Source organism: Nocardia sp. NPDC059691 (assembly GCF_042733915.1).
Classification (GTDB): domain Bacteria; phylum Actinomycetota; class Actinomycetes; order Mycobacteriales; family Mycobacteriaceae; genus Nocardia; species Nocardia sichangensis.
The window spans coordinates 429,249-455,349 of the sequence record NZ_JBHWFB010000002.1; the positions used below are offsets into that span (position 1 = coordinate 429,249).

The following is a 26,101-nucleotide window of genomic DNA, read 5'->3' on the forward strand; positions in this document are numbered from 1 at the left end:
GCACCGGCACGCGAGCGGCGATCATCTGGTCGGCTACGTGGTCGGCGACGCTGTCGAGACCGCCGAGGTACTGGACTCCGTCCGCCGCGAGCTGCCCGAGTACATGGTGCCGACGCTGCTCGTCGCGCTGGCGGCGATGCCGTTGAACGCCAACGGCAAGCTGGACCGCAGAGCGCTTCCTGAGCCGAAATTCGATTCCGGGACAACGGCTTATCGGGCGCCGGAGACCGAGGCGGAGACGGCGGTCGCCGCGATTTTCGCCGAACTGCTGGACGTGCCGCGCGTGGGCGCGGACGACGACTTCTTCGCGCTGGGCGGCAATTCGCTGCTCGCCACCCGAGCCATCGCCCGGATCGGCGCGGCCATCGGCGCGACCGTGGACGTGCGCGATTTCTTCGATCGTCCCACCGTGGCCGCGGTGGTCGCGTCGGCGCATCCGGCCGCGGCGCGTCCGCCGCTGGTGGCCGGTCCGCGCCCGGAGCATGTTCCGCTCTCGCCCGCGCAGCGGCGCATGTGGTTCCTCAACCGGTTCGGCGCCGACGCCGATCAGGCCCGCGAGCTGGGCGCCGCCGCCGTGGACAACATCCCGGTGGCGCTGCGCCTGCGCGGCCCACTGGACGTCGCCGCGCTGTCGGCGGCGATCACCGATCTGGTGGCCAGGCACGAAGTGCTGCGCACCGTGTATCCGCAGACCGCCGACGGGCCTGCGCAATCGGTGCGACGCGTACACGCGGTGTTCGACCTCACGCCCGCCGAAGTGCCGCGGGAGCGGTTGGCCGCGGCGATCCGCCGGGCGGCGAGCCAGGGCTTCGACGTGGCGGAGGAGATCCCGGTGCGGGTGCGCCTGCTGCGCTGCGAACCCGAGGACCACACGCTCGTGCTCGTCGTCCACCACATCGCGGCCGACGGCGTCTCGCTCGTGCCCCTGATGCGCGACCTGGCCACGGCCTATGCCGCGCGGCGCGACGGCCGCGGGCCGGAGTGGACTCCGCTGGCCGTGCAGTACGCGGACTACGCGCTGTGGCAGCAACGGGTCCTCGGTGCGGAGACCGACGCGGATTCCGTGGCGGCGCGCCAGCTCGCCTTCTGGCGCGCCGAGTTGGCCGAGCTGCCCGCGCAATTGGATCTGCCCGCCGATCGGCCGCGTCCGGCCGCGCCCTCGTACCAGGGCGCCACCTACGAGTTCGCCGTCGACGCCGCGCTGCGCTCCGCCGTCGAGGCGATCGCCGCGCGCGTTCGCGCGACGCCGTTCATGGTGCTGCACGCGGCGCTGGCCGCCCTGCTGGCCCGGTTGTCCGGCACCCAGGACATCGCTATCGGCACACCGGTCGCGGGCCGGGGCGAGGCCGCGCTCGACGACCTGGTCGGCATGTTCGTCAACACCCTCGTGCTGCGCACCGAAGTGGACGCCGCGCGCGGTTTCGCCGACTTGGTGGCGCACGCCGCCGACCGCGACCTGCGCGCCTTCGCGCACGCCGACCTCCCGTTCGAGCAGTTGGTGGAGGCGCTGAACCCGCCGCGTTCGGCCGCCCGGCATCCGCTGTTCCAGGTCGCGCTGTTCATGCAGAACATCGGGCCGATCGCGCTGACCATGCCCGGTCTCGACACCGAGCAGGTCGACTTCGACTCCGGTTTCGCGAAGTTCGACCTCCAGCTCACGGTATCCGAAGCCGCCGACAGCTACCGCGCCGAATTCACCTACGCCACCGACCTGTTCGACGCCGCGACGGTGGGGGAGTTCGCCGCCAAGTTCGTCCGGCTGTTGCGTGCGGCGGTGGACGACCCGGACGCACCGGTCGGGGATCTCCCGCTGCTCGACGCGGGCGAGCTGGACTATGTCACCGCGAGCTGGAACGCCAGCGGGCACCGAGTGCCCGATCGGTTCCTGCACGAGGGTTTCGACGCGCAGGTGCGCCGTACCCCGGATGCCGTCGCGGTGGTCACCGACGGCGAGCGGCTGACCTACGCCGAGCTGTCCGACCGCGCCGACCGGCTGGCCAGGATGCTGATCGGGCTCGGCGTCGGCCCGGAAGCGCTGGTCGTGCTGGCCCTGCCGCGCTCGGTGGAACTGGTCGTCGCCATGTACGCGGTGGCGCGGGCGGGCGGCGCGTACGTCCCGGTGGAGCCAGGACATCCCGCCGAACGCATCGGCCACATCCTCGACACCGCGCGACCACATGCCGTCCTGACCACGAGCGATAGCGGTTTCGACGCCGCCGCGCAGGTTTCCGTTCCGGTGTATCACCTGGATGAACTCGATCTCTCCGCCTACCCCTCCGGCAAGATCGGCGACCGCGAACGCCACGGCGCGCTGCACCCGCAGCATCCCGCCTACGTGATCTTCACTTCCGGGTCCACCGGAAAGCCGAAGGGCGTGGCGGTCAGTCATCAGGCCATCGCCAACCAGCTGGCCTGGATGCACGCGGAGTACCGTCCGCGCACCGGCGATGTCTACCTGCAGAAGACCGCGAGCACCTTCGACGTCTCGCTATGGGGCTACTTCCTACCGCTACGAGCGGGCGCGACCATGCTGCTGGCCGCACCGGACGGACATCGCGATCCGCGCTATCTCGCCGAGACCGTCGCACGCCACGGCGTCACGCTCACCGACTTCGTGCCATCGATGCTCGCGGTGTTCGCCGCGCACGCCGCGCCGGGCGAACTCGACTCGCTACGCGACGTATTCGTCATCGGCGAGGCGCTGCCGCCGGAGACCGTCGCCGCCTTCCGGCAGGTGTGCGACGCGGGCCTGCACAACCTCTACGGCCCCACCGAGGCGGCGGTGTCCATCACCAACCGCGAGGTCACCGAGGTGGACTCGCCGCAAGTGCCGATCGGCGAGCCGGAGTGGAACTCGCAGGTCTACGTGTTGGACGGACGCTTGCGGCCCGCGCCGATCGGCGTGCAGGGCGAGCTGTACCTGGCGGGAGCGCAGCTGGCGCGCGGCTACCACGGCCGCGTCGACCTCACCGCCGATCGTTTCGTCGCCAATCCCTTCGGCGCGCCGGGCGCCCGCATGTACCGCACCGGCGACCTGGTGCGCTGGAGCCGCGACGGCGAGCTGATCTATCTGGGCCGCAGCGACTTCCAGGTGAAGTTCCGCGGCCGGCGCGTCGAACTCGCCGAAATCGAGACAGCGCTGCTGGCGGCGGCCGGGGTCGGCCAGGCCGCGGCGCGGCTGGTCACCGGACCGGCGGGGGAGTTCCTGGCGGGCTACGTGATCGCAGCGCCCGGCGCGACGCTCGATCTCGACGCGGTGAAATCGTCTGTCGCTCAGCGTCTTCCCAGCTATCTGGTGCCGACCGCAGTGGTCGAACTGAACGAATTCCCCCGCAACACCAGCGGCAAGCTCGATCGCGCCGCCCTGCCGATCCCGGTGCTCGCGGCCGAGCGCTTCCGTCCGCCGGTGAGCGCCGCGCAACGTCTGGTCGCCGCGGTGTTCGCGGAAGTGCTGCGGGTCGAGCGGGCCGGGCTGGACGACGACTTCTTCGCTCTCGGCGGCAGCTCGCTGGACGCCACCCAGGTCAGCGCCCGCACGGGTGAGGCGATGGGAGTTCGCGTTCCGGTGCGCGCGCTGTTCGACGCGCCCACGGTGGAGGGTTTCGCCGCCGCCGTCGAGCGGCTCGGCGCCGCCGGGGCGCCGCGACTCCCGCTGGCCCGCCGTCCACGGCCCGAGCGGGTGCCGCTCTCGCCCGCGCAGCAGCGCCTGTGGTTCCTCAACCGCGTCGAGAGCCAGGACGGCGCCGACAGCGTCTATAACTTGCCGATCGTGCTGTGGCTGACCGGCCGCCTCGACGTGGCGGCGCTGGAGCGTGCCGTACTCGACGTGCTCGCCCGGCACGAGACGCTGCGCACCACCTTCCCCGAAACCGACGACGGCCCCTGCCAATCCGTTCGCGACGCCGCCGACATCGGCCTGAGCCTGCATCCGGTGCCGATCGACCGCTCCGCACTGGAGGATGCCGTGGCAGGCATCGTCGGCGCCGGGTTCGACGTGACCGCCGAGTTGCCGTGCCGGGTCGCGCTGCTCGCGGTGGAGCGGGTCGACGAGGCGCGCGGCGTCACCGGCGACGAATACGTGCTGGTGTTCGTCGTGCACCACATCGCCGCCGACGCCTTGTCGATGGTCCCGCTGGTCACCGACCTGGTCGGGGCCTACCTCGCGCGCCTGACCGGGCGGCGGCCGGACTGGGAGCCGCTGGCGGTGCAGTACGCCGACTACAGCCTCTGGCATCGGGACCTGCTCGGCGCCGAGGACGTCCCCGGTGATCTCGCCTACCAGCAGCTGCGCTTCTGGCGCGACGTGCTGACCGGCGCGCCGGCGCAATTGCCCCTCCCGGTCGATCATCCACGGCCCGCGATCCCCTCGCACGAGGGAGCCGGCGTCGATTTCGTGATCGAGCCCGAGGTCGTCGCGGGCTTGCGCGCGCTGGCCCGGCGCGGCGGCGCGACGTTGTTCATGACGCTGCACGCGGCCTTCGCCGCCACCCTGGCCCGGTTGAGCGGCAGCGCCGACATCGTGATCGGCTCGCCCGTCGGCGGACGCGGGGAGCGGGCGCTGGACGCACTCGTCGGCATGTTCGTCAACACCCTGGCGTTGCGCACCCGAGTAGCCGCCGACGCCTCGTTCGCCGCGCTGCTGAGCGAGGTGCGCGAGGCCGATCTGGCCGCGTTCGCCAACGCCGACCTGCCATTCGAGCGCCTGGTGGACGTCATGGCGGTGGATCGCTCCGCGGGCGCGCATCCGCTGTTCCAGGTGATGTTCAGCTTCGAGACCGCGACGCCCGCTTTCGGCGGGAAAGCCATGGAGGTGCCGTGGCTGTCGGTGCACCCGGTCGAGATCCCCGACAACGGAGCGAAATTCGACCTGCACTTGGTGGTGGCGGAGCGCGCGGATTCGGCGGGACTGTCGGGCACCCTGCGCTACGCGACCGATCTGTTCGACGTCGCGACCGTCGAATCGTTCGCCGACCGCTTCCAGCGGATGCTCGCCGCCGTCGCGGTCGACGCCGGTGCGCGAATCGGTGACATCGAACTGCTTTCGGACGCCGAACGCACACGGGTGTTGCGGGTGTGGAATGCCACCGACCGCCCGTTCCCCGAATCCGACACGCTCGCCTCGCTGTTCGCCGCGCAAGTCGAACGCACACCGGACGCGCCCGCGGTCACCTTCGAGGAGACGACGCGGGCCCACCCGTCGCCGGACCACAGCTCCTCAGCGGCTGGCTCCGCGGCGCTGGCCCACCCGTCACCCGGCCACCACCCCCCAACGAGTCGCTCCGCGACGCTGACGTATTCGGAATTCGCCGGGCGGGTCAACCGGCTGGCGCGGTGGCTCGTCACCCAGGGCGTCGGCCCGGAAACGCTGGTTGCGCTCGGTATGCGCCGATCCGTCGACCTGGTGGTGGGCATGTACGCGGTCACCGTCGCGGGCGGCGGATACGTGCCACTCGATCCCGACCACCCCGCCGAACGCACCGCCCACATCCTGGCCACCGCCGCGCCGGTGTGCGTACTGACCGCCGGCGCGGACCTGAGCTGCGGCGTGCCCGAGACGCGGATCGACCGGCTGGACCTGTCCGGTTACCCGGACACCCCGCTCACCGACGCCGACCGGCGCGCTCCGCTGCGCCCGGCGAACACCGCCTACGTGCTGTTCACCTCGGGCTCCACGGGCGAGCCGAAGGGTGTCGCGATGAGCCACCGCGGCATCGTGAACCGATTGTGCTGGATGCAGTCCGCGTATGCCGCGCTCGGGCCGGGTGATGTGCTGTTGCAGAAGACGCCCGCCACCTTCGACGTCTCGGTGCCGGAGTTCTTCTGGCCGTTGCAGGTCGGCGCGCGGATGGTGCTGGCGCGGCCGGACGGGCATCGCGATCCGGCGTATCTGGCCCGCCTCATCCGCGCCGAGGGCGTCACCGCGGCGCACTTCGTGCCGTCCATGCTGGCCGTCTTCGTCGCGGGCGAGTTCGACGTGCCGTCGCTGCGTGAGGTGTTCTGCTCCGGCGAGGCGCTACCTGTCGGCGTGGCCCAGCGGATGCGCGAACTCACCGGCGCGCGGGTGCACAACGGCTACGGCCCCACGGAGGCCGCGGTGGAGGTGACCTTCCACGAGGTGCGCGACACCGATTTCGAGACCGTGCCGATGGGCGAACCGATCTGGAACACCAGAACGTATGTGCTCGACGCGCGACTGCGCCCGGTGCCTGTGGGTGTGCCGGGGGAGTTGTATCTCGCGGGCGTGCAGCTGGCGCGCGGCTATCTGGACCGCCCCGGCCGCACGTGCGACCGGTTCGTCGCCGACCCGTTCGGCCCGCCCGGTGAACGGATGTACCGCACCGGCGACTTGGTGCGGTGGAACGCTTCAGGAGAGCTGGAGTTCCTCGGCCGCACCGACTTCCAGGTCAAGATCCGCGGCTTGCGCGTCGAACTCGGTGAGATCGAGTCGGTGCTGCTCGCGACGCCCGCCGTGACCCAGGCCGCCGCGCTGGTCCGGGACGATCGCGGCGTGGGCGAGCGCCTGGTCGCCTATTTGGTTACGGATGGACCGGTCGAGATCGCGGCTGTGCGTGACGCGGTGGCCCAACGGCTTCCGGGCTACATGGTGCCGCAGGCGTTCGTGGTGCTGGACCGGTTCCCGGTGAACGCGTCCGGGAAGCTGGACCGATCGGCGCTGCCCGCGCCCGTGATCGCCGGCGTGGTGTTCGAGGCGCCGAGCGGTGCGGCGGAAGAACTCGTCGCCGAGACATTCTCGGCTCTGCTCGGGGTGGACGAGGTCGGCGCCGAGGACGATTTCTTCGCCCTCGGCGGCAATTCGCTCAGCGCCACCCAGCTCGCCGCGCGGCTTGGCAAAGCCACCGGCGGGGAAGTGGCGGTGCGCACGGTCTTCGACGCGCCCACGGTGCGGGCGCTGGCGCGGCGGATCACGGTCGACGCTCCGGCAGAGATCGGGCCCGTCGCGCTGCCGCCGCTCACGCCGCAGGAGCGCGGCCGGTCGATCCCGCTGTCGATCGCCCAGCAGCGCATGTGGTTCCTGAACCGGTTCGACACCGCCAGCGGCGCGTACAACATCCCGTTCGCGCTGCGCCTCACCGGAGCGCTGAACGTGCCCGCCCTGGAGGTGGCGATCGCCGACGTGATCGCCCGGCACGAAACCCTGCGCACGATCTATCCCGAGCAGGACGGCGGTGCGACGCAGCTGGTACTGCCCGCGGGGACGAGGCTGGTCGAGCTGGTCGCACGGCCGGTTCCCGCGCCGCAGGTGCCCGAACTCGTCGCCGCCGCCGCGCGAGCCGGGTTCGACGTGACCGCCGAGGTCCCGCTGCGCGTGCGCCTGCTGCGCGTGGAGGACGACGCCGCAGCAGGCAGCCACCAGGTGCACGTCCTGCTGTTCGTCGTGCACCACATCGCCGCCGACGGTTGGTCGTTCGCGCCGCTCACCCGCGATTTGGCCAACGCTTACGTCGCGCGGTGCGCGGACACGGCTCCCGCGCCGGGAGCGTTGCCGGTGCAGTACGCCGACTTCGCGATCTGGCAGCGCACCGCGCTGGGTTCCGCCGCCGACCCGGCCTCGGTGCTGGCACGCCAATTGACCTACTGGACCGACCGGCTGGCCGGGCTGCCGGAGGTGCTGACACTCCCGTCCGACCGGCCCCGCCCCGCGGTCGCCACCAACCGGGGCGGCGCGCTGACCGGACGGCTGGACGCCGCCCTGCACGAGCGGATCCAGGAACTGGCCGCCGCGCACCGGGCGACCCCGTTCATGGTGCTGCACACCGCGCTGGCCGTGCTGTTGAGCCGTTACGGCGCGGGCCGGGACGTCGTGATCGGCGCGCCGGTCGCCGGGCGCGGCGAGGAAGCGCTGGACGAGCTGGTCGGCATGTTCGTCAACACGCTGGTGCTGCGCACCGAGGTTCGCCCGGACGCGACTCTGGCCGAGGTGCTGGCGTCCGTGCGCGCGGCCGACCTGGCGGCCTTCGATCACGCCGCGGTGCCGTTCGAGCAGTTGGTCGAAGTGGTGAACCCGGTCCGCTCGCAGGCGCACGCCCCGCTGTACCAGGTCGCGCTGACCTTGCAGAACCAGACCGCGCCGGAGTTCCGGTTGCACCGGCTGGCCATCGCGGCGCTGGAGATCGGCGCGGCGCCGATCCAGCTCGACCTGGACTGGACGCTGACCGACCGCTACACCGCCGACGGCGCGCCCGACGGCATCGACGTGCACCTGCACTACGCGCTGGACCTGTTCGACGAACCGACCGCCGCAGGGTTCCTCGCCGCCTTCGACCGCGTGCTGCGCGCCATGGTGCGCGACGCCCACACCAGGGTCGGCACGGTCGAGCTGATGTCGGTGGCCGAACGCGGCTTGCTGCTGTCGGATCGCAACGCCACCGCGCACCCGTTGCCCGCCGAGACGCTGGACGACCTGCTCACCGCCCGCGTCGCGGCCACGCCCGACCGTGTCGGCGTGCGTTATGAGAACGAAGCGGTGACCTACGCGGAGTTCGCCTCTCGCGTCAACCGTCTGGCCCGCAAGCTGATCCGCACAGGTGTGGGCCCGGAGGACATCGTCGGCCTGGCCGTGGCGCGCTCGATCGACATGCTCGTGGCGATGTACGCGATCGTGCGCGCGGGCGCGGCGTATCTGCCGATCGATCCGGCGCATCCGGCCGAACGCCTGGCGCAGGTCGTCGCGAGCGCGGAGCCCCGGTTGGTGCTGACCGCCGGTGACGTGACGCTGCACCCGCTCGACGGCGTCCCCGTGCTCGAGCTCGACGCTCTCGACCTCGATGACTTCGCCGACGGACCGGTGGCCGACGCCGAGCGCATCACCGCGCTGCGCCCGGACAACACGGCCTACGTGCTGTTCACCTCCGGCTCCACGGGGCGGCCGAAGGGCGTCGCGGTGACCCACCGCGCGATCATGAACCAGCTGCGCTGGCTGGAATTCCGTTACCAGGTCACGGCGTCCGACCGCATCCTGCAACGGGCCCCGCTGACCTTCGACGTGTCGGTGTGGGAATGCTTCCTGCCGATCGCCGTCGGCGCGCCGCTGGTGATCGCCCGGCCCGGCGGGCACCTGGACCTGGCCTACTTCGCGGATCTGCTGCGCGAACACCGGATCACCATCGCGGAGTACGTGCCCTCGGTGCTGGCCGCGCTGATCGGCGAGGGCATGGGCGACGCGCTGCGGTCGTTCCGGCATCTGCACTGCGGAGGCGAGGCGCTCACCCCGGACCTGCTCGCCGCGCTGCGCGGCAGCTTCGACGGCGCGGTGCACAACGCCTACGGCCCGACCGAGGCGGCGATTTCGGCGATCTACCACGAATTCACCGACAGCGACGCCGAATCCGGGCGGGACGTCGCCATCGGCCGTCCGTGCTGGAACACCAGGGTCTATGTGCTGGACGACCGGTTGCGCCCGGTGCCGATCGGCGTCACAGGCGAGCTGTATCTCGCGGGCGACCAGCTGGGGCGCGGCTATCACGCCCGCCCCGGACTGACCGCCGAGCGGTTCGTCGCCGATCCGTTCGGCGTGCCCGGCCGCATGATGTACCGGACCGGCGACCTGGTGCGCTGGAACCGCGACGGCGATCTGGTGTATCTGGGCCGCAACGATTTGCAGGTCAAGCTGCGCGGCCAGCGGATCGAGCTGGGCGAGATCGAGTCCGTCCTCGCCGCCGCGACCGGCGTGACCAACGCGGCGGTGCTCGTGGCTCGCGACAACTCTGGACAGGAATGCCTGGTCGGTTACGTCACCGGAGCCGCCCCGACGCCCGATGCTGTGCTCGAAGACGCGCGGGCACAACTACCCGCGTACATGGTGCCCGCCCACATCGTCGTGCTGGACCAGATGCCACTGACCACTGTGGGCAAGCTCGATCGGTCGGCGCTGCCCGCCGTCGAGCTCACCGGCGCCACGGGAGACTTCCGCGCACCGCGGGAGGGGACCGAGGCGGTGCTCGCCACCCTGGTCGCCGACCTGACCGGCGCGGAGCGGATCGGCGCGGACGACGACTTCTTCGCCCGCGGCGGCAACTCGCTGCTGGCCATGCGGCTGGTCGCCCGGGTCAACGCGGCCTTCGGGTGCGCGCTGACGGTGCGCGAGGTGTTCGAAGCGCCGACCGTGGCCGGACTCGCCCTGCGAGTGGCGGGATCGGAACGGCCGGACGTCACCCGGCCCGCGCTCGTTCCCCGCGAACGGCCGGAGCGGATCCCGTTGTCCCTGGCGCAGACCCGGATGTGGCTGCTGCACCGGCTCGATCCGGATTCGGCGGTCTATCACATCCCGATCACCATCCGGCTCACCGGCGCGTTGGACCTCGCGGCATTGCGCGCGGCCGTGCGCGACGTGATCGATCGGCACGAATCGCTGCGCACCGTCTTCCCCGCCGACGCCGACGGCCCCGCCCAAGTCGTCCGCACCGACGCGGATGTGCCCGAACTGCCACTGCATCCGATCGAGGTGACCGAGCCGAACCTGCGGGACGCGGTGCTCGCGTCGATCGGCGAGAGCTTCGACCTGCGCAGTCGTATCCCGGTGCGGGCGAGCTTGTTCCGCGTCGCGCCCGAAGAACATGTGCTGGCCGTGGTGGTCCATCACATCGCCGCCGACGGCGTCTCCACCGCGCCGCTGGCCCGCGACCTCATGACGGCCTATACCGCGCGCGTCGCGGGGGAGCGGCCGTCGTGGCCGCCGCTGCCCGTGCAGTACGCGGACTTCACCCTCTGGCAGCGCGAGGCCCTCGGCTCCGCGGATGATCCGGACTCGCCGCTGTCGAACCAGATCGCCTACTGGCGCTCGGAACTCGACGGACTCGCCCCGGTGCTGGAACTGCCCGCCGACCGTCCTCGCCCGGCGGTGGCCTCGGGGCGCGGCGCCACCGTCGAGTTCGCGATTCCCGCCGACCTCACCGGCTCGATCGCGGAACTCGCCCGGCGGCACGGCGTCTCGATGTTCATGGTGTTGCACGCCGCCTACGCCGCGCTGCTCGCCCGGCTCGCCGGAGTCGGCGACGTCGCCATCGGCACCCCCGTCGCGGGACGCGGCGAACAAGCGCTGGACGACTTGGTCGGCATGTTCGTCAACACCCTCGTACTGCGCACGCCGATCACGCCGGACGCGTCGTTCGCCGCATTTCTCGGCGGCGTCCGGGAGATCGACGTGCGGGCCTTCGCCCACGCCGACCTGCCGTTCGAGCGCTTGGTCGAGGAGCTGAACCCGATTCGCTCGCAGTCTCATTCGCCGCTGGTGCAGACACTGCTCACCTTCGAACAGCACGACGACACCGTGCTGCGCCTGCCCGGCCTGACGGTGACGGCCTATCCGCTGGACAACCGCGTCGCGCAGTTCGACCTGGCGGTGGAACTGACCGAACACCGCGTCGCGACCGGTTACGCGCTGCGCGGCGTGCTGCGGTATGCCACGGACCTGTTCGACCAAGCCACCGTCGAGACGTTCGGGGCGCGCTTCACGCGCGTGCTGCGGGCCGCGGTGGCCGACCCCTCGGTGCGGGTCGGCGACCTCGAAATCCTGGACGACGCGGAACGGGCACTGGTGCTCGACCGCTGGAACGACACCGCCGTACCCGTCGACCCGGCCGCCACGCTGATCTCGTTGTTCGAGGCGCAGGTCGCGAGGACCCCGGACGCGCCTGCGGTCACGGTCGATGGGCGCACCCTGTCCTACGCCGAGTTCGCCGCGCGGGCGCGGCGGCTGGCGCGCTGGCTGGTCGGTCAGGGCGTCGGCCCGGACGCGCCGGTCGCGCTCGGCATGCGACGGTCGCTGGATCTGGTGGTCGGCATCTACGCGGTCACCCTCGCGGGCGGCGCGTACGTCCCGCTCGACCCCGACCATCCGGCCGAGCGGCTGGAGTACGTGCTGTCGACCGCCCGGCCGGTGTGCGTGCTCACCTCGGGCCTCGACCTGGACGCGGGCGCGGCGCGGCAGGTCCGCGTCGACCGGCTCGACCTGACCCGATACTCCGCCGATCCGCTCACCGCCGTAGACCGGCTCGGTGCGCCCGCCCCTGGCCACACCGCGTATGTGATCTTCACCTCAGGATCGACCGGTCGCCCGAAGGGCGTGGCCGTCACCCACGCGGCGATCGTGAATCGCCTCACCTGGATGCAGTCGGCCTATCCGCTGGTCGCGGACGATGTGGTGCTGCAGAAGACCCCCGCCACCTTCGACGTCTCGGTCTGGGAATTTTTCTGGCCCTTGGCTTTCGGCGCTCGCTTGGTGGTCGCACGTCCAGATGGGCATCGCGACCCCGGCTATCTGGCCCGCCTGATCGTCGAGCAACGCGTCACGACGGTGCACTTCGTACCCGCCATGCTGGCGGTTTTCCTGGCGGATCCGCGCACGGAAAAGTGCATTACGCTGCGCAACGTCTTCGCATCGGGCGAGGCATTGCCCGCGGTTGCCGCGCAGCGGGCGCGAGAGGTGATCGGAGCGCGGGTGCACAACCTGTACGGCCCTACCGAGGCCGCCGTCGACGTCACCCATCACGAGGTGACCGATCAGGACCTGGTGTCCGTGCCGATCGGCAGACCGGTGGCCAACACCCGCCTGCTGGTGCTGGACGCCCGGATGCGGCCGGTCCCGGTCGGCGTTCCGGGGGAGCTGTACCTCGCCGGGGCACAGCTGGCCCAGGGTTACGTGGCGCGCCCGGAGTTGACCGCCGACCGGTTCGTGGCCAACCCGTACGGACCCGCCGGGGCGCGGATGTACCGCACCGGCGACCTCGTCTCCTGGACCGGCAAGGGTGAGCTGGAGTATCTCGGTCGCACGGACTTCCAGGTGAAGCTGCGCGGTCTGCGCATCGAGCCGGGCGAGATCGAGTCGGCGCTGTCGGCGCTGGACGCGGTCGCCCAAGCCGTGGTGCTGGTCCGTTCGGACGAGCGGTTGGGCGATCAGCTGGTCGCCTACCTGGTTGCCTCGGGCCGCCACCCGATCGACATCGAGGACGTGCGGGCCGCACTGAGCGCCGAACTGCCCGGGTATATGGTGCCCACCTCGTTCGTCCTGCTCGAGCGGTTCCCGGTCAACGCCTCCGGCAAGCTGGACCGCGCCGCGCTGCCCGCGCCGCGGTTCGCGACCGTGGCGTACCGGGCTCCGGCCACTCGGACCGAGGCGACCGTCGCGGGTATCGTCGCGGCTCTGCTCGGCGTCGACCGCGTGGGGGCGGACGACGATTTCTTCGCCCTCGGCGGAAACTCGCTGCTCGCGACCCAGGTCGCCGCCCGGCTGGGCGCCGAACTGGACGCCGAGATCCCGGTGCGCCTGCTGTTCGAGGCGCCGACCGTGACCGCGCTGGCCGCGCGGGCCGAACGGCTCGCGGGGACGGGCGCCAAACCGGCGCTCGCGCCCCGGCCGCGCCCGGAGCGCATCCCGCTCTCGCCCGCGCAGCAGCGTATGTGGTTCCTCAACCGCTTCGATCCCGCCGAAACCGTGCACAACATCGCGGTGGTGGTCCGCCTCACCGGCTACCTGGACCCGGACACCCTCGCCGCCGCCGTCGGTGACGTGGTCGGCAGGCACGAAACGCTGCGCACCGTGTACCCCGACCACGAGGGCGTCGGGTACCAGCGCATCCTCGACGTCGATCAGGCGCCCGCGATCCGAATGCTGGAAGCGACGGGCGCGCTGCGGGAGTTCGTCGCCGCCCCGTTCGACCTGACCGCCGAAGTGCCGCTGCGCGTCGGCCTGGTGACCCGATCCGATCACGACCACCTGCTGGCGCTGGTGGTGCACCACATCGCGGCCGACGGCTTCTCGATGGGCCCGCTGGCCCGCGATCTCGCCGCCGCCTACGCGGCTCGCGCGACGCGCACCGCCCCGGTCTGGACCGAACTCGACCTGCAATACGCCGACTACGCGCTCTGGCAGCGCGAGGTGCTCGGCGCCGAGGACGACCCGGACTCGGTGGCCGCACGCCAGCTCGCGTACTGGCGCGAGACGCTGCGGGCTCTGCCCGCCCAGCTCGACCTGCCCGCCGACCGGCCGCGCCCCGCCGTCGCCTCGCACATGGCGGCGAGCACGACCGTCGCTCTCCCGCAGGAGATCGGCGCGGGCATCGCCGACGTGGCCGCGCGCTACGAGGCCACACCGTTCATGGTCGTGCACGCCGCGCTGGCCACCCTGCTGGCCAGGCTGTCCGGCACGGAGGACATCGCGATCGGCGCGCCCGTCGCGGGCCGCGGTGACGCGGCGCTGGACGAGCTGGTCGGCATGTTCGTCAACACCCTGGTGCTGCGCGCGCAGGTTCCCGGCTCGGACACCTTCGCCGCCGTGCTGCGCCGGGTGCGCGAGCGCGACCTGGACGCCTTCGCCCATGCCGACGTGCCGTTCGAGCGCCTGGTCGAGCTGCTCGACCCGCCGCGCTCGCAGGCCAGGCACCCGCTGTTCCAGATCGCGCTGTTCTTCCAGAACCTCGCGCCGGTCACCCTGGACATGGCAGGCGTCGCCGTGGCGGAGCACGACTTCGATTACGAGACAACGCCGTTCGACCTCCAGCTCACCGTCACCGATGACGCGCTGCGCTTCACCTACGCCACCGACCTGTTCGACGCCGACACCGTGGCGACGTTCGGCGCGCGCTTCACCCGTCTGCTCGCCGCGGTGACCGCCGACCCGGAACAGGTGGTCGGCGACATCGACCTGTTCGGCGCGGGCGAACTGCGCCGCGTGGTCACCGAGTGGAACGACTCCACGCACACCGCCCTGGCCGACGAACTGCTGCTCGACGAATTCGAGGCGCAGGCCGCCGCGACGCCCGACGACCCCGCGCTGGTGTTCGTGCCCGATAGCGCGCTGCCTCCCGTCACCGTGACCTACGGCGAGCTGGACCGGCGCGCCAACCGGCTGGCCCGCCACCTGATCGCGGCGGGCGTCGGCCCGGAAGCGCTGGTGGCGCTGGCGATCCGGCGCTCACCGGAGCTGGTGGTCGCGATGTACGCGGTGCTCAAGGCGGGCGGGGCGTATGTGCCGATCGACCCGGACCACCCCGCGCGGCGCATCGCCCACATCCTCGACACCTCCGCGCCCGTGGCCGTGCTCACCACGGCGGCCGACCGGATCGACGTCGGCGATTCCGTCGCCACCGTCCTGGTCGACGCCGTCGCGCTGGACGGTTACGCCGACGACCCGATCTCGGCCGACGAACGTCGCGCGCCGATCCACCCGGGCAGCCCGGCGTACGTGATCTTCACCAGCGGCTCCACCGGGAAACCCAAGGGCGTCAGCGTGTCGCACGCCGCGATCGTCAACCAGATGACCTGGATGCAGTCGCGGTACGGTCTCACCGCCGAGGACGTCTACCTGCAGAAGACGGCGACCACGTTCGACGTGTCCCTGTGGGGCTACTTCCTGCCGCTGCGGGTCGGCGCCACCCTCGTGCTGGCGGCTCCGGACGGCCATCGCGACCCGGCCTATCTCGCCGGCGTGATCGCCGAAAGACAAGTCACCGTCACCGATTTCGTGCCGTCGATGCTGAGCGTCTTCGCGGGGCACGTCGCCGCAGCGGGGCGCGGCGCCGCACTCGCGTCGCTGCACACGGTGTTCGTGATCGGCGAGGCGCTGCCCGCCGAGACCGTGCGGGCATTCGGCGCGGTGAGCGCCGCGCGGGTGCACAACTTGTACGGCCCCACCGAAGCGGCGGTGAGCATCACCCACCGCGACGTGACGGGCGAGAGCGACCGCACCGCGCTGCCGATCGGCAATCCGGAATGGAACAGCCGCGTCTACGTGCTGGATTCGCGGCTGCGCCCGACGCTGCCCGGCGTCGCGGGCGAGCTGTATCTCGCGGGCGTCCAGCTCGCGCGCGGCTACCACGGCAGGCCCGACCTCACCGCGGACCGGTTCGTGGCCGATCCGTTCGGCGCGCCGGGGCTGCGGATGTACCGCACCGGCGACCTGGTGCGCTGGGAGACCCGAGGGGACACCGCCGAATTGGTGTACCTGGGCCGCACCGACTTCCAGGTGAAGTTCCGTGGCCAGCGCGTCGAGCTCGGCGAGATCGAGGCCGCGCTCGCGGCCGCCCCCGGGGTGGCGCAGGCGGCGGCCCGGGTGGTCACCACCGTCACCGGCGACGATCACCTGGTCGGTTACGTCACCACCGAGCCGGGCACGGTGCCTGCGGATGCCGAGGTGCTGCGCGCCGCCGCGCGCACGCTGCCCTCGTACATGCTCCCCTCGGCTCTGGTCACGCTCGACGCCTTCCCGCTCAACGCCTCCGGCAAGCTGGACCGGAAAGCGTTGCCGGATCCGGTTTTCGACCGCGCCGCCTATCTCGCCCCCGTCACCCTGGCCGAGCGCGTAGTGGTCGAGGCCTTCGAAACGGTGCTTGGCGATGGGCCGATCGGCGTCGACGACCACTTCTTCGCCCTCGGCGGCAACTCGCTCAGCGCCACCCGGGTCGCGGCCCGGCTGGCCGACCGGCTCGGGCGTCGCGTCCCGGTGCGGCTGCTGTTCGAAGCGCCGACGGTAGGCGCGCTGGCCGCGCTGCTCACCGCGGAGGCCGCCGCGACCGAACAGGTGGTGCCCTTGGTCGCCGGACCGCGACCGGAACGGATTCCGCTCGCGCCGGTCCAGCGTGGCATGTGGTTCCTCAACCGGCTCGATCCGGCGTCCGCCGCGCACAACATCCCGGTCGCGCTGCGCATCGAGGGCGAGCTGAACACCGACGCCATGATCGCCGCGTTCGCCGACGTCGTGGCCAGGCACGAGACCTTGCGCACGGTGTATCCGGCCGACGCGACCGGCGCGGGTCATCAGGTGATCCTGCCCGCGGACGGCGCTTCGGTGCGCTTGACGGTCGAGGCGCTGGACGGTCGCGCCGCCGACGACCGGATCGCCGAGGTCCTCGCCGCCGGTTTCGACGTCACCGCCGCCGTTCCGGTGCGCGCGGCGCTGCTGCGGGAGCACGCCACCAGCCACGTGCTGGTCGCGGTGGTGCACCACATCGCGGCCGACGGTTACTCGATGAGCCCGTTGCTGCGCGATCTGCTGACGGCCTATCTCTCCCGCGTACTCGGCGCCGAACCGGTCTGGCCCGCGCTCGCCGCCCAGTACGCCGACTACGCCCTGTGGCAGGACGCCCAGCTGGAAAACACTGCCGCGCAACAGCTCTCATATTGGGCTGAGACGCTGCGCGATCTGCCGGGCGAGCTGGAGCTGCCCGCCGACCGTTCGCGTCCCGCCGTCGCGAGCAAGCGCGGCGCCAGCGTGCGGGCCAGGATCGGCGACGGGATCGCGGCGCGGGTCCGCGAACTGGCGCTGCGCCACGACGCGACGCCGTTCATGGTGGTGCACGCTGCTCTCGCCGTCCTGCTGTCCCGGTTGTCGGGCTCCGGCGACGTCCCGATCGGCACCCCGGTGGCCGGACGCGGCGCGGCGGCCCTGGACGACCTGGTCGGCATGTTCGTCAACACCGTGGTGCTGCGCGCCGAAGTGCACGCCGACGAGTCCTTCACCGACCTGCTCGCCCGGATCAGGGCCGTCGATCTCACGGCGTTCGAGCACGCGAGCGTGCCGTTCGATCGGGTGGTCGACGAACTCGGCGTCGAGCGTTCCCAGGATCGGCATCCGCTGTTCACCGTGGCGCTGAGCTACCTGAACACCGCCGCCGACGCCTTCACCGTGCCCGGTCTCGAACTCACCGCCGTCGCATTCGACGAACAGGTGGCGCGTTTCGACCTGCAATTCACCGTCGCCGCCGAGCCCGACGCCGACGGCCACCTCGCGGTCGAACTGGACTACGCCACAGACCTCTTCGACGCCGCCACCGCGCGCGCTCTGCTGCGCCGCTTCGGCAGGCTGCTCGGCACGCTCATCGCGCGACCGGACGCGGCGATCGCCGCCGCCGATCTACTCGCCCCCGCCGAACGCGCCGACCTGCTCGGCCGCCGGGGCGACGCGCCGGTGCCGCCGCGCACGCTGGCCGAACTGATGGCCGCCGCCGTCGCGTTCGACCCCGGCGCGGTCGCACTGGTCGGCGGCGAACGGCAGCTGACCTACCGGATGCTGGACGAGCAGTCGTCGCGGCTGGCGCGCATGCTCATCGGCCGCGGTCTCGGCGCGGAGGACGTGGTGGCCGTCGCGGCGCCGCGCTCGATCACCTCCGTGCTCGCGGTGTGGGCGGTGGCCAAGACCGGCGCCGCGTTCGTTCCGGTCGACCCGACCTATCCGGCCGAGCGGATCGCGCACATGCTGACCGATTCCGGTGCGGCGCTGGGCCTGACGATCGCCACCTGCCGCGCGGCGCTGCCCGGTGCCGTCGACTGGCTGGTGCTGGACGCCCCGTCCACGGCCGCGCGGATGCGCCGCAACAGCACGGCGCCGATCGACCCCGCCGAACTCGTCCGTCCCGTGCGGTGCGCGAACCCGGCCTGGATGATCTACACCTCCGGCTCGACCGGGACGCCCAAGGGCGTGGTCGCCACGCACGGTGGCCTCGCCGGAGTGGCCCTCGCCCAGCGGGACCGGTACCTGGTCACCGCGCACGCGCGCGTGCTGCACGTGGCCTCGCCCAGCTTCGACGCGTCCATGCTGGAACTGCTGCTGGCTCTGTCCGCAGGCGCGGCGTTGGTGATCGCGCCCCCTGGCGTATACGGCGGCGCGGAACTCACCGCGCTCATCCGTGACCAGCGGGTGACGCACGCGTTCCTCACCCCGGCCGTCCTGCCCACGCTCGACCCGGCCGAGCTGGACTGTTTACGGCACCTCACCGTCGGCGGCGAGTCCTACGGCCCGGACACGGTGCGCCGCTGGGCCCCCGGCCGGTCGTTCCACAACACCTACGGCCCGACCGAGACCACCGTCATCGCGACGATCAGCGCCGCGCTGCGGCCCGGCGACCCGCTCGACCTGGGCACGCCGATCCACGGCATGTCGGCGGTGGTGCTGGACGGCAGGCTGCGGCCCGTGCCGGTCGGCGTCACCGGCGAGCTGTACCTGCGCGGTCCAGGCCTGGCCCGGGGATATCATGCCCGACCAGGGCTTTCGGCCGCACGGTTCGTCGCCGACCCTTACGGTCCCGCGGGCGGACGGCTGTACCGGACCGGTGATCTGGTGCGCTGGACCGGATCCGGTGCACTGCGCTATGTCGGACGTTCCGACCACCAGGTGAAGGTGCGCGGCCTGCGCATCGAAATCGGTGAGATCGACGCCGTGCTCGCGGCGCACGAGACGGTGCGCACGGCCGTCACCGTCGGCCACACCGATGCCTCGGGTGCGGTGTCGCTGGTCGCCTACGTGGTCGCGGCTGCGGGCCACACGATCGACGCCGCCGACCTGCTGGCTCATGCCGCGCGCTCGCTCGCCGCGTACATGGTGCCGAGCTGCGTGCTGGCGCTCGACGAGCTGCCCCTGACCCCGGTCGGCAAGCTGGACCGTAAAGCATTGCCGCAGCTCGAGTTTCACGCTGCTCCGTTCCGTGCACCGCGTACCGAGACCGAGCGGGCGGTGGCGCACACGGTCGCGGAGGTGCTCGCACTCGACGGCGGCGTAGGCCTGGAAGACGATTTCTTCGCCCGAGGCGGCAATTCGCTGACCGCGACCCAGCTGGCCGCGCGGCTCGGCGACCGGCTCTCGGTCGCCGTCGGCGTCCGCGCGGTGTTCGAGCACTCGACCGTCGCCGCGCTGGCCCGCGCGCTGGACGACGCCTCAGGTGGGTCCGCGCGTCCCGTGCTCACCCGGCGCGCGGTGACCGGTCCCGTGCCGCTCTCGCTCGCGCAGCAGCGCATGTGGTTCCTCAACCGCCTCGATCGCCAGTCCACCGCCTACAACATCCCGCTGGCGGTGCGCCTGACCGGCGAGCTGGACGTGGCGGCGTTGAACGCCGCGATCGGAGACGTGGTGGCTCGCCACGACGTGCTGCGCACCGTCTACCCGCTGCACGCGTCCGGACCGGTGCAGGTCGTGTTGCCCGTCGCGGACACCACCCCGGTGCTCGCGCCCATCGCCGTCCCGGCCGACGACCTGGCCGCGGCGGTGGCCGATTTCGTCGGCGGCGGCTTCGACGTCGCCGAGACCGTCCCGGTCCGCGCCCGGTTGTTCGCGCCGGTCGACGGCGACGCGGCGGGGACCGAACACGTGCTCGTGGTGGTGGTGCACCACATCGCCGCGGACGGCTCGTCGCTGGCGCCGCTGGCGCGCGACGTCATGTCCGCCTACGCGGCACGCAAACGCGGCGTCGCACCGGACCGGCCACCGCTTCCCGTGCAGTACACCGATTTCAGCGTGTGGCAGCGTGAACTGCTCGGCGCGGAGGACGATCCCGCCTCGCTGCTGGCGCGGCAGATCCGATTCTGGACCGAGACGCTGGCCGAGCTGCCCGCGCAGCTGAGCCTGCCCACCGATCGCCCGCGTCCCGCCGTCGTCTCCACGCGCGGCAGGCACGTCGATTTCGCGATCACCCCGGATGTGCACACGCGGCTGGCCGATCTCGGCCGGTCCTGCGGCGCCACGCTGTTCATGGTGTTGCACACGGCGTTCACGGTGCTGCTCGCCCGCCTGTCGGGCACCTCGGACATCGCGGTGGGCACCCCGGTGGCCGGGCGCGGCGCCGCCGAACTCGACGACGTCGTCGGCATGTTCGTCAACACGCTGGTGCTGCGCGCCAGGGTGGACGCGGGCGAGGGCTTCACCGACCTGCTCGCGCGCGTGCGCGCCGCCGACGTCGCGGCCTTCGCGCACGCCGACGTGCCGTTCGAGCGTCTGGTCGAGGTGCTCAACCCGGAGCGCTCCACCGCCCGCCACCCGCTGTTCCAGGTCGGCTTCTCCTTCCACAACCAGGCGGAGGCCGATTTCTCGCTGGACGGATTGACCGTCACCGCCGCCGATTTCGAATCCGAAGTCGCCCAGTTCGACCTGCACCTGATCGTCACCGATCGCTACGGCCCCGACGGAACCCCGGCTGGCATGGCGGCTTCGATCACCTACGCCACCGCCCTGTTCGACGAGTCGACGGTGGCCGGTTTCGCCACTCGCCTGCAACGGCTGCTGGGCGCGGTGTGCGCGGACCCGCGACTGCCGGTCGGGGATCTCGAGCTGCTGGACCCGGCGGAGACCGAGCGCGTGCTGGTCACCTGGAACCAGACCGGGCGCGCCTTCACGCCTGCCACGCTGGCCGCCGCGTTCGAAGCGAGGGTGGCCAGGACGCCGCAGGCCATCGCGATCGTCGACGACGCCACGACGGTCACGTACGAGGAGTTCGGCGCGCGGGTCAATCGCCTGGCCCGGGTGCTCATCGCGCGCGGCATCGGCCCGGAAGAGCTGGTGGCGCTGGCTATTCCGCGCAGCGTCGACCTGCTCGTCGCGATGTACGCGGTGGTGACGGCCGGTGGCGCCTACGTGCCGCTCGACCCGGCGCATCCACTGGAACGCACCGCGAGCGTACTGGCCGCCGCAGGGCCGCGGCTGGTGCTCACTTCGGCGCGGAAGCCGATGCTGCCCGCGACGGCGTCGGAACACAGCGTGGTGCTGGATATCTCGACCGTCGCCGACACGGTGGCCGACGGTCCGGTGCGCGACGACGAACGGATCGCCGCGTTGTCGCCCACGAACACCGCGTATGTCATCTTCACCTCCGGTTCCACCGGCGCGCCGAAGGGTGTGGCGATGCCGCACGCGGCTGTCGCGCACCAGCTGGATTGGATGCAGTCGGAATACGCGCTCGGCCAGGACGACGCGGTGCTGGTGCTGACCTCGGCCGCGTTCGACCTGTCGGTGTGGGAGTACTGGTGGGCGCCGCGGACCGGGGCGCGGCTCGTGCTCGCACCCCGGGACGCGCAGCGCGACCCGGCGGGGCTGCTCGACCTGGTGCGCCGTGCCTCGGTGACGACGCTGACGCTGGTGCCGTCGCTGCTGGCGATGCTGGCCGAAGCGTCCGGCGAGCGCCGCCTGCCGCGTTCGCTGCGCCGACTGCTGGTCATCGGCGAGGCGTTGCCCGCCGCGACGGTGCGGCGGGTCGAGGCGCTCACCGCGGCCAGGATCGACAACCTCTACGGACCCACCGAAGCCGCGGTGTCGGTGACCCGCTTCCGCACCGCCGCGGGCGACCGGCAAGCGCTGGTGCCCATCGGCACACCCGAATCCGGCAACCGGGTCTACGTGCTCGACGACCGTCTGCACCCGGTGCCCGCCGGGGTGACCGGCGAGCTGTATCTCGGTGGCGCGCAGCTGGCCCGCGGCTATCACGGCAGCGCCGAGCTCACCGCGGAGCGGTTCGTGGCCGACCCGTTCGGACCCGGGGGCACTCGCCTGTACCGCACCGGCGACATGGTGCGCTGGTCCGCGGGGGGCCACCTCGAGTACGTCGAGCGGCGCGACTTCCAGGTGAAGATCCGCGGCTACCGCATCGAACTCGCCGAGATCGAGCATGCGCTGCGCTCGCGGCCGGAGATCGGCGAGGCGATCGTCGTCGCCTACGACACCGACGGCGCGAACGCCGTGCTGGCGGGCTATTTCACCGCCGCAGAGCGGCTCGATCCGGCCGCGTTGCGCGCCGCGCTGGCCGAGATCCTGCCGAGCTACATGGTGCCCGCCGTGCTGCGGCAGTTGGCGACGTTGCCGCTCACCGCGAACGGCAAGGTCGACCGCTCCGCCTTGCCCCGGCCCGAGACACAGGCCCGGGAATTCCGCGCCCCCGGCACCGACTTGGAGCATGCCGTGTGCGCCGATTTCGCCGAGATACTCGCCGTCGAGCGGGTCGGCCTGGACGACAATTTCTTCGAGCGCGGCGGCAACTCGCTGCTGGCCACCCGCCTGGCCGTCCGGCTGAGCGCGGCGCTCGGCGAACAGATTCCCGTGTTGTGGCTGTTCGCCGCGCCGACACCGGCCCGCCTGATCGCCCAGCTGGAGCAGCACCGGTCCGGTCGCGGCCGGGTGGACGCGACCGCCGCGTTCGACGTCGTGCTTCCGCTGCGCACCGGCGGCGCGCGGGAGCCGCTGTTCTGCCTCCACCCGGCCGGCGGCGTCGCGTGGTCGTTCGCGGGCCTCGCGGCGCACTTGGACCCGGAGCGCGACGTGTACGGCATCCAGTCGCCGGTGCTCAACTCGGAGGCCATGCCGGAGTCCATCGACGACTGGGCGAGCCGCTACGTGCGCGAGATCCGCGCCGTGCAGCCCGATGGCCCGTATCACCTGCTCGGCTGGTCGCTCGGCGGCGTACTCGCGCACGCGGTCGCGGTGCGGCTCCAGGAGCAGGGCCAGCGGGTCGCGGTACTGGCCATGATGGACAGCTCGCTGCGGGTCGCCGCGCACGCGGCCATCGCGCTGCCGGTCGCCGATCTGCTCGGCGGGTTGCTCGGCGAAGCGGCCGACGACGAGGACGCCGAACTCGACCCGCCCAGGCTCGCGCGCCTGCTCGCTGACCTGCCCGAGCCGTTCGCCTCGTTCGGCGCCGACCGCCTCGATCGTGTGCTCGGCGCGGGCGCCGGGTCACTGGAGTTGATCCGGCGCTACCGCCCCCGCCCCTACAAGGGCAACCTCGTGTACTTCACCGCCGCGCTGGACGATCCGACCGGTGCCGCGGGCGCCGCGAGCTGGGCGGACGCCGTGGACGGCACCGTGCACAACCACGCGGTGCACGCCTCGCACTGGCGGATGACCTCCGAATCCGCGCTGGCACGGATCGGCCACGTCCTCACCGCGGCGCTGGCCGACACCGACCGCCCTTAGACCCCCCAACCTGATCCGACCAGGAAGAAGGAAATCCGAAATGACCAACCCGTTCGACGACGACAACGCCAAGTTCTACGTCCTGATCAACCAAGAAGGCGAACATTCCCTATGGCCGGTCTTCGCCGCTGTTCCCGGCGGCTGGTCCATCGCCTACGGCGCCGCCAACCGCAAGTCCTGCCTCGAGTACGTCGAGACCCACTGGGTGGACATGCGTCCCAAGTCGCTCATCGAAGCCATGTCCACCGAGGCGAACTGACCACCTGAATACGCGGGGCGCGCCGGTCCACATCCCCCTGCCGACCGGTGCGCCCCGCCTCGTCTCCGGGCTCAGACCTCGGCGTGTGCTGCGTCGATCACCGCGTGCGCGTGCTGCCGCCATTCCGCGACGGCTCTGGTGCGCAGGCCGCCGAGCGCCGAGTCGAACTGTTTCGCGCGCTTGGTGACCGTGAGCCCCACGTAGGTGTGCGCGTTCGTGATGGCGCTGGTCGCCACCGCGCAGGCCTCCTCGACCTCGCCCGAGGCCAGCAGCGCCGTGGCGTGCTCGAAGCGGACCAAGGCGGGCTCCATGGTCTCCGACGGGTCGTACAACGCCATCGCGCGGGCGGCCGCCACGGCGGTCTCCTCGGCGCGGCCGAGCCGGGAATATCCGATCGCCTGATAAAAAGCGAGTTTCTCCGGGCGGAAAGAAAAAATACCGACCGAAAGGTCTTCGGACCCGACGTCTTCCAAAGCCGATGCCGATCGTGCGATACACCGCGCGAATTCATCGGCGTGCCCGAGACTGGCGTGCGCACGCGCCGCCATTCCCCACAACCATGCGGCGGCCGGGCCGTAGGACGGATTTTCTTGCAAGCGGCCGTCGAGTAACTGCAAAACTTCCTTCGGTTTATCGCTATAGGTCGGCAAATACGCGAGTCCGGCCAGGGCGATGTCCTCCGAATAACGGTCGCCGATGTCCTGCGCGGCGTGGATCGCGGTGGCATACCACATGCGCGCCTGACCGAAATGCCCTTCGTTGAAGAGGATCTCGCCCACCACGTTCGCCAGCCGTCCGGCCGTGCGCACCAATCGGACCTGCTGATGGGTGGGCTGCCGTTCGCCGAGACAGCCACGTACCAGCCGGAATTGCTCGAGCCCCGTCTGCAACAGCTCGTGGGGCGGAACCTGCACCACCCGCGTGCCCAGGACCTCGGCCGACTGCTCCAGGAACGCCAGTCGCCGTTCGCTGATCGACCCCGCGTCGAGGGTTGCCAGCATCCGCTCCGGTTCGCTCGCCACCAGGTCCGCCGCCTGGCCTGCCATGCCCGCGCCGATGCAGGCCAGCAGTTCTCGCCTTCTCACGTCGTCTTCCTCGACTTCCTTGTCGAGCCCGATTTCCCTACCGAGCTTGGTGTGCCTTTCGGGCGCCGAATCGGCGCGTTCGTGGTCGGGGGCCGGCTCCTGGCGCGTGGTGATCGCGCGCTCGAATCGTTCGGCGACGACGGAATCGACGCCCGACAAGACCCTGTCCAGGAGACGCTGGCTAGCGGCGTGCATCCGGGTTGTCCGGCCGTTCTCCCACAGGACCACGGTGCGCGGTGTGACGCCCACCAGACGCGCGAATTCGTAACGGCTTCGCTTCATCGCCGTGCGAAGCGCATGTACAGCTTCGCCCGTCCAGTCGACCTCCACCATAGGTCTCTCTTCCTCGCTCCAGGCCGCTACAAACGGAAAGTACTCGCAATTACCGCATTCGGGTCTGTTATCTACCGAATCGCAACGCGCACTGTTGAATCGCACCCGGCATCGGGGGTCCGCCCAAACCCTGTCGAGGGCGCCCGTTGTCCGGAACCCGGCGCACGGTCCCGACACGGCCCGATCCATCCGTGTCGAGCGCGGCTCCGGCGGCGCCTTCTCGGTGCCGGGTGCACTGCGCTTATGGAGGTGAACGATGGACGTGTTGCACTCGGATGTCCGAGAGCTGTGGTTGATTCAGAGCCGCGACTGCTCGCAGGAACCGCTCGGCCTGACCTATGACCGCGCGCGGTTCCTGTGCGCTGTCCACGCCGGGCACGGCGCGCACTGCAGGCAATACCTAACCGCGTCGGCGTTCTGTTCCCGGCAGGCCGCCGACCAGTGAGCGGCCGTGAACCCGCTGCTGAGCATGCTCGGCGCGTGCACCTTGCTGGTGGCCGCGATCGTCGGCGTCGGCTCCTGCCTGCCGCACGGCGGCGCGGAGGACGCGCACCGACCGCCCGATGAGCCGTTCACCGTCGAGCAGGCGCACCGCGTGATGCAGGGCCACCGCCCCTGCCGCGCCGACGCCTGCCCCCGCAAACAAGCGGCCTTCCGCACCTTGGTCGCATCCGGCCGCGTCGTCCCCGACAACAGGGCCGACGGATACTCGCGCTGACCGACTGGCAGCGCAGCGAACTCGTT

At 71.6% G+C, this 26,101-nt stretch carries 5 protein-coding genes (1 of these 5 running past the window's edge); 4 read left to right on the plus strand and 1 reads right to left on the minus strand.

Annotated elements, in window-relative coordinates:
• Nucleotides 1–23,680 carry the 3' portion of a non-ribosomal peptide synthase/polyketide synthase gene (locus tag ACFV2O_RS06285; protein ID WP_379250579.1) on the plus strand. It extends 1,619 nt beyond the left edge of the window, so the window shows 23,680 of its 25,299 coding nt (coding positions 1,620–25,299); the start codon falls outside the window, past its left edge; the stop codon is at nt 23,678–23,680.
• Between the two features lie 40 nt (nt 23,681–23,720).
• Nucleotides 23,721–23,939 carry an MbtH family protein gene (locus ACFV2O_RS06290; RefSeq protein WP_355074840.1) on the plus strand — a complete coding sequence of 73 codons (219 nt, stop codon included), beginning with the start codon at nt 23,721–23,723 and terminating at the stop codon, nt 23,937–23,939.
• A gap of 71 nt (nt 23,940–24,010) precedes the next feature.
• Here the strand turns inward: ACFV2O_RS06290 and ACFV2O_RS06295 are convergent, their stop codons facing one another.
• Nucleotides 24,011–25,306, minus strand: coding sequence for a helix-turn-helix domain-containing protein (locus ACFV2O_RS06295; RefSeq protein ID WP_379250581.1), 1,296 nt, complete (start codon nt 25,304–25,306; stop codon nt 24,011–24,013).
• A 307-nt stretch (nt 25,307–25,613) separates the two neighbouring features.
• On the opposite strand from ACFV2O_RS06295, the gene ACFV2O_RS06300 reads away from it, so the two are divergent.
• Nucleotides 25,614–25,802, plus strand: a complete 189-nt coding sequence (locus tag ACFV2O_RS06300) for a hypothetical protein (RefSeq protein ID WP_355074836.1) — start codon at nt 25,614–25,616, stop codon at nt 25,800–25,802.
• Nucleotides 25,803–25,808: 6 nt separating this feature from the next.
• Nucleotides 25,809–26,075, plus strand: coding sequence for a hypothetical protein (locus ACFV2O_RS06305; protein ID WP_379250583.1), 267 nt, complete (start codon nt 25,809–25,811; stop codon nt 26,073–26,075).
• Nucleotides 26,076–26,101: the final 26 nt, after the last annotated feature.

Coding starts and splice junctions, on each gene's coding strand:
- ACFV2O_RS06295 (WP_379250581.1), bottom strand. CDS start 25,306: ATGAAGCGAAGCCGTTACGAATTCGCGCGTCTGGTGGGCGTCACACCG.
- ACFV2O_RS06300 (WP_355074836.1), top strand. CDS start 25,614: ATGGACGTGTTGCACTCGGATGTCCGAGAGCTGTGGTTGATTCAGAGC.
- ACFV2O_RS06290 (WP_355074840.1), top strand. CDS start 23,721: ATGACCAACCCGTTCGACGACGACAACGCCAAGTTCTACGTCCTGATC.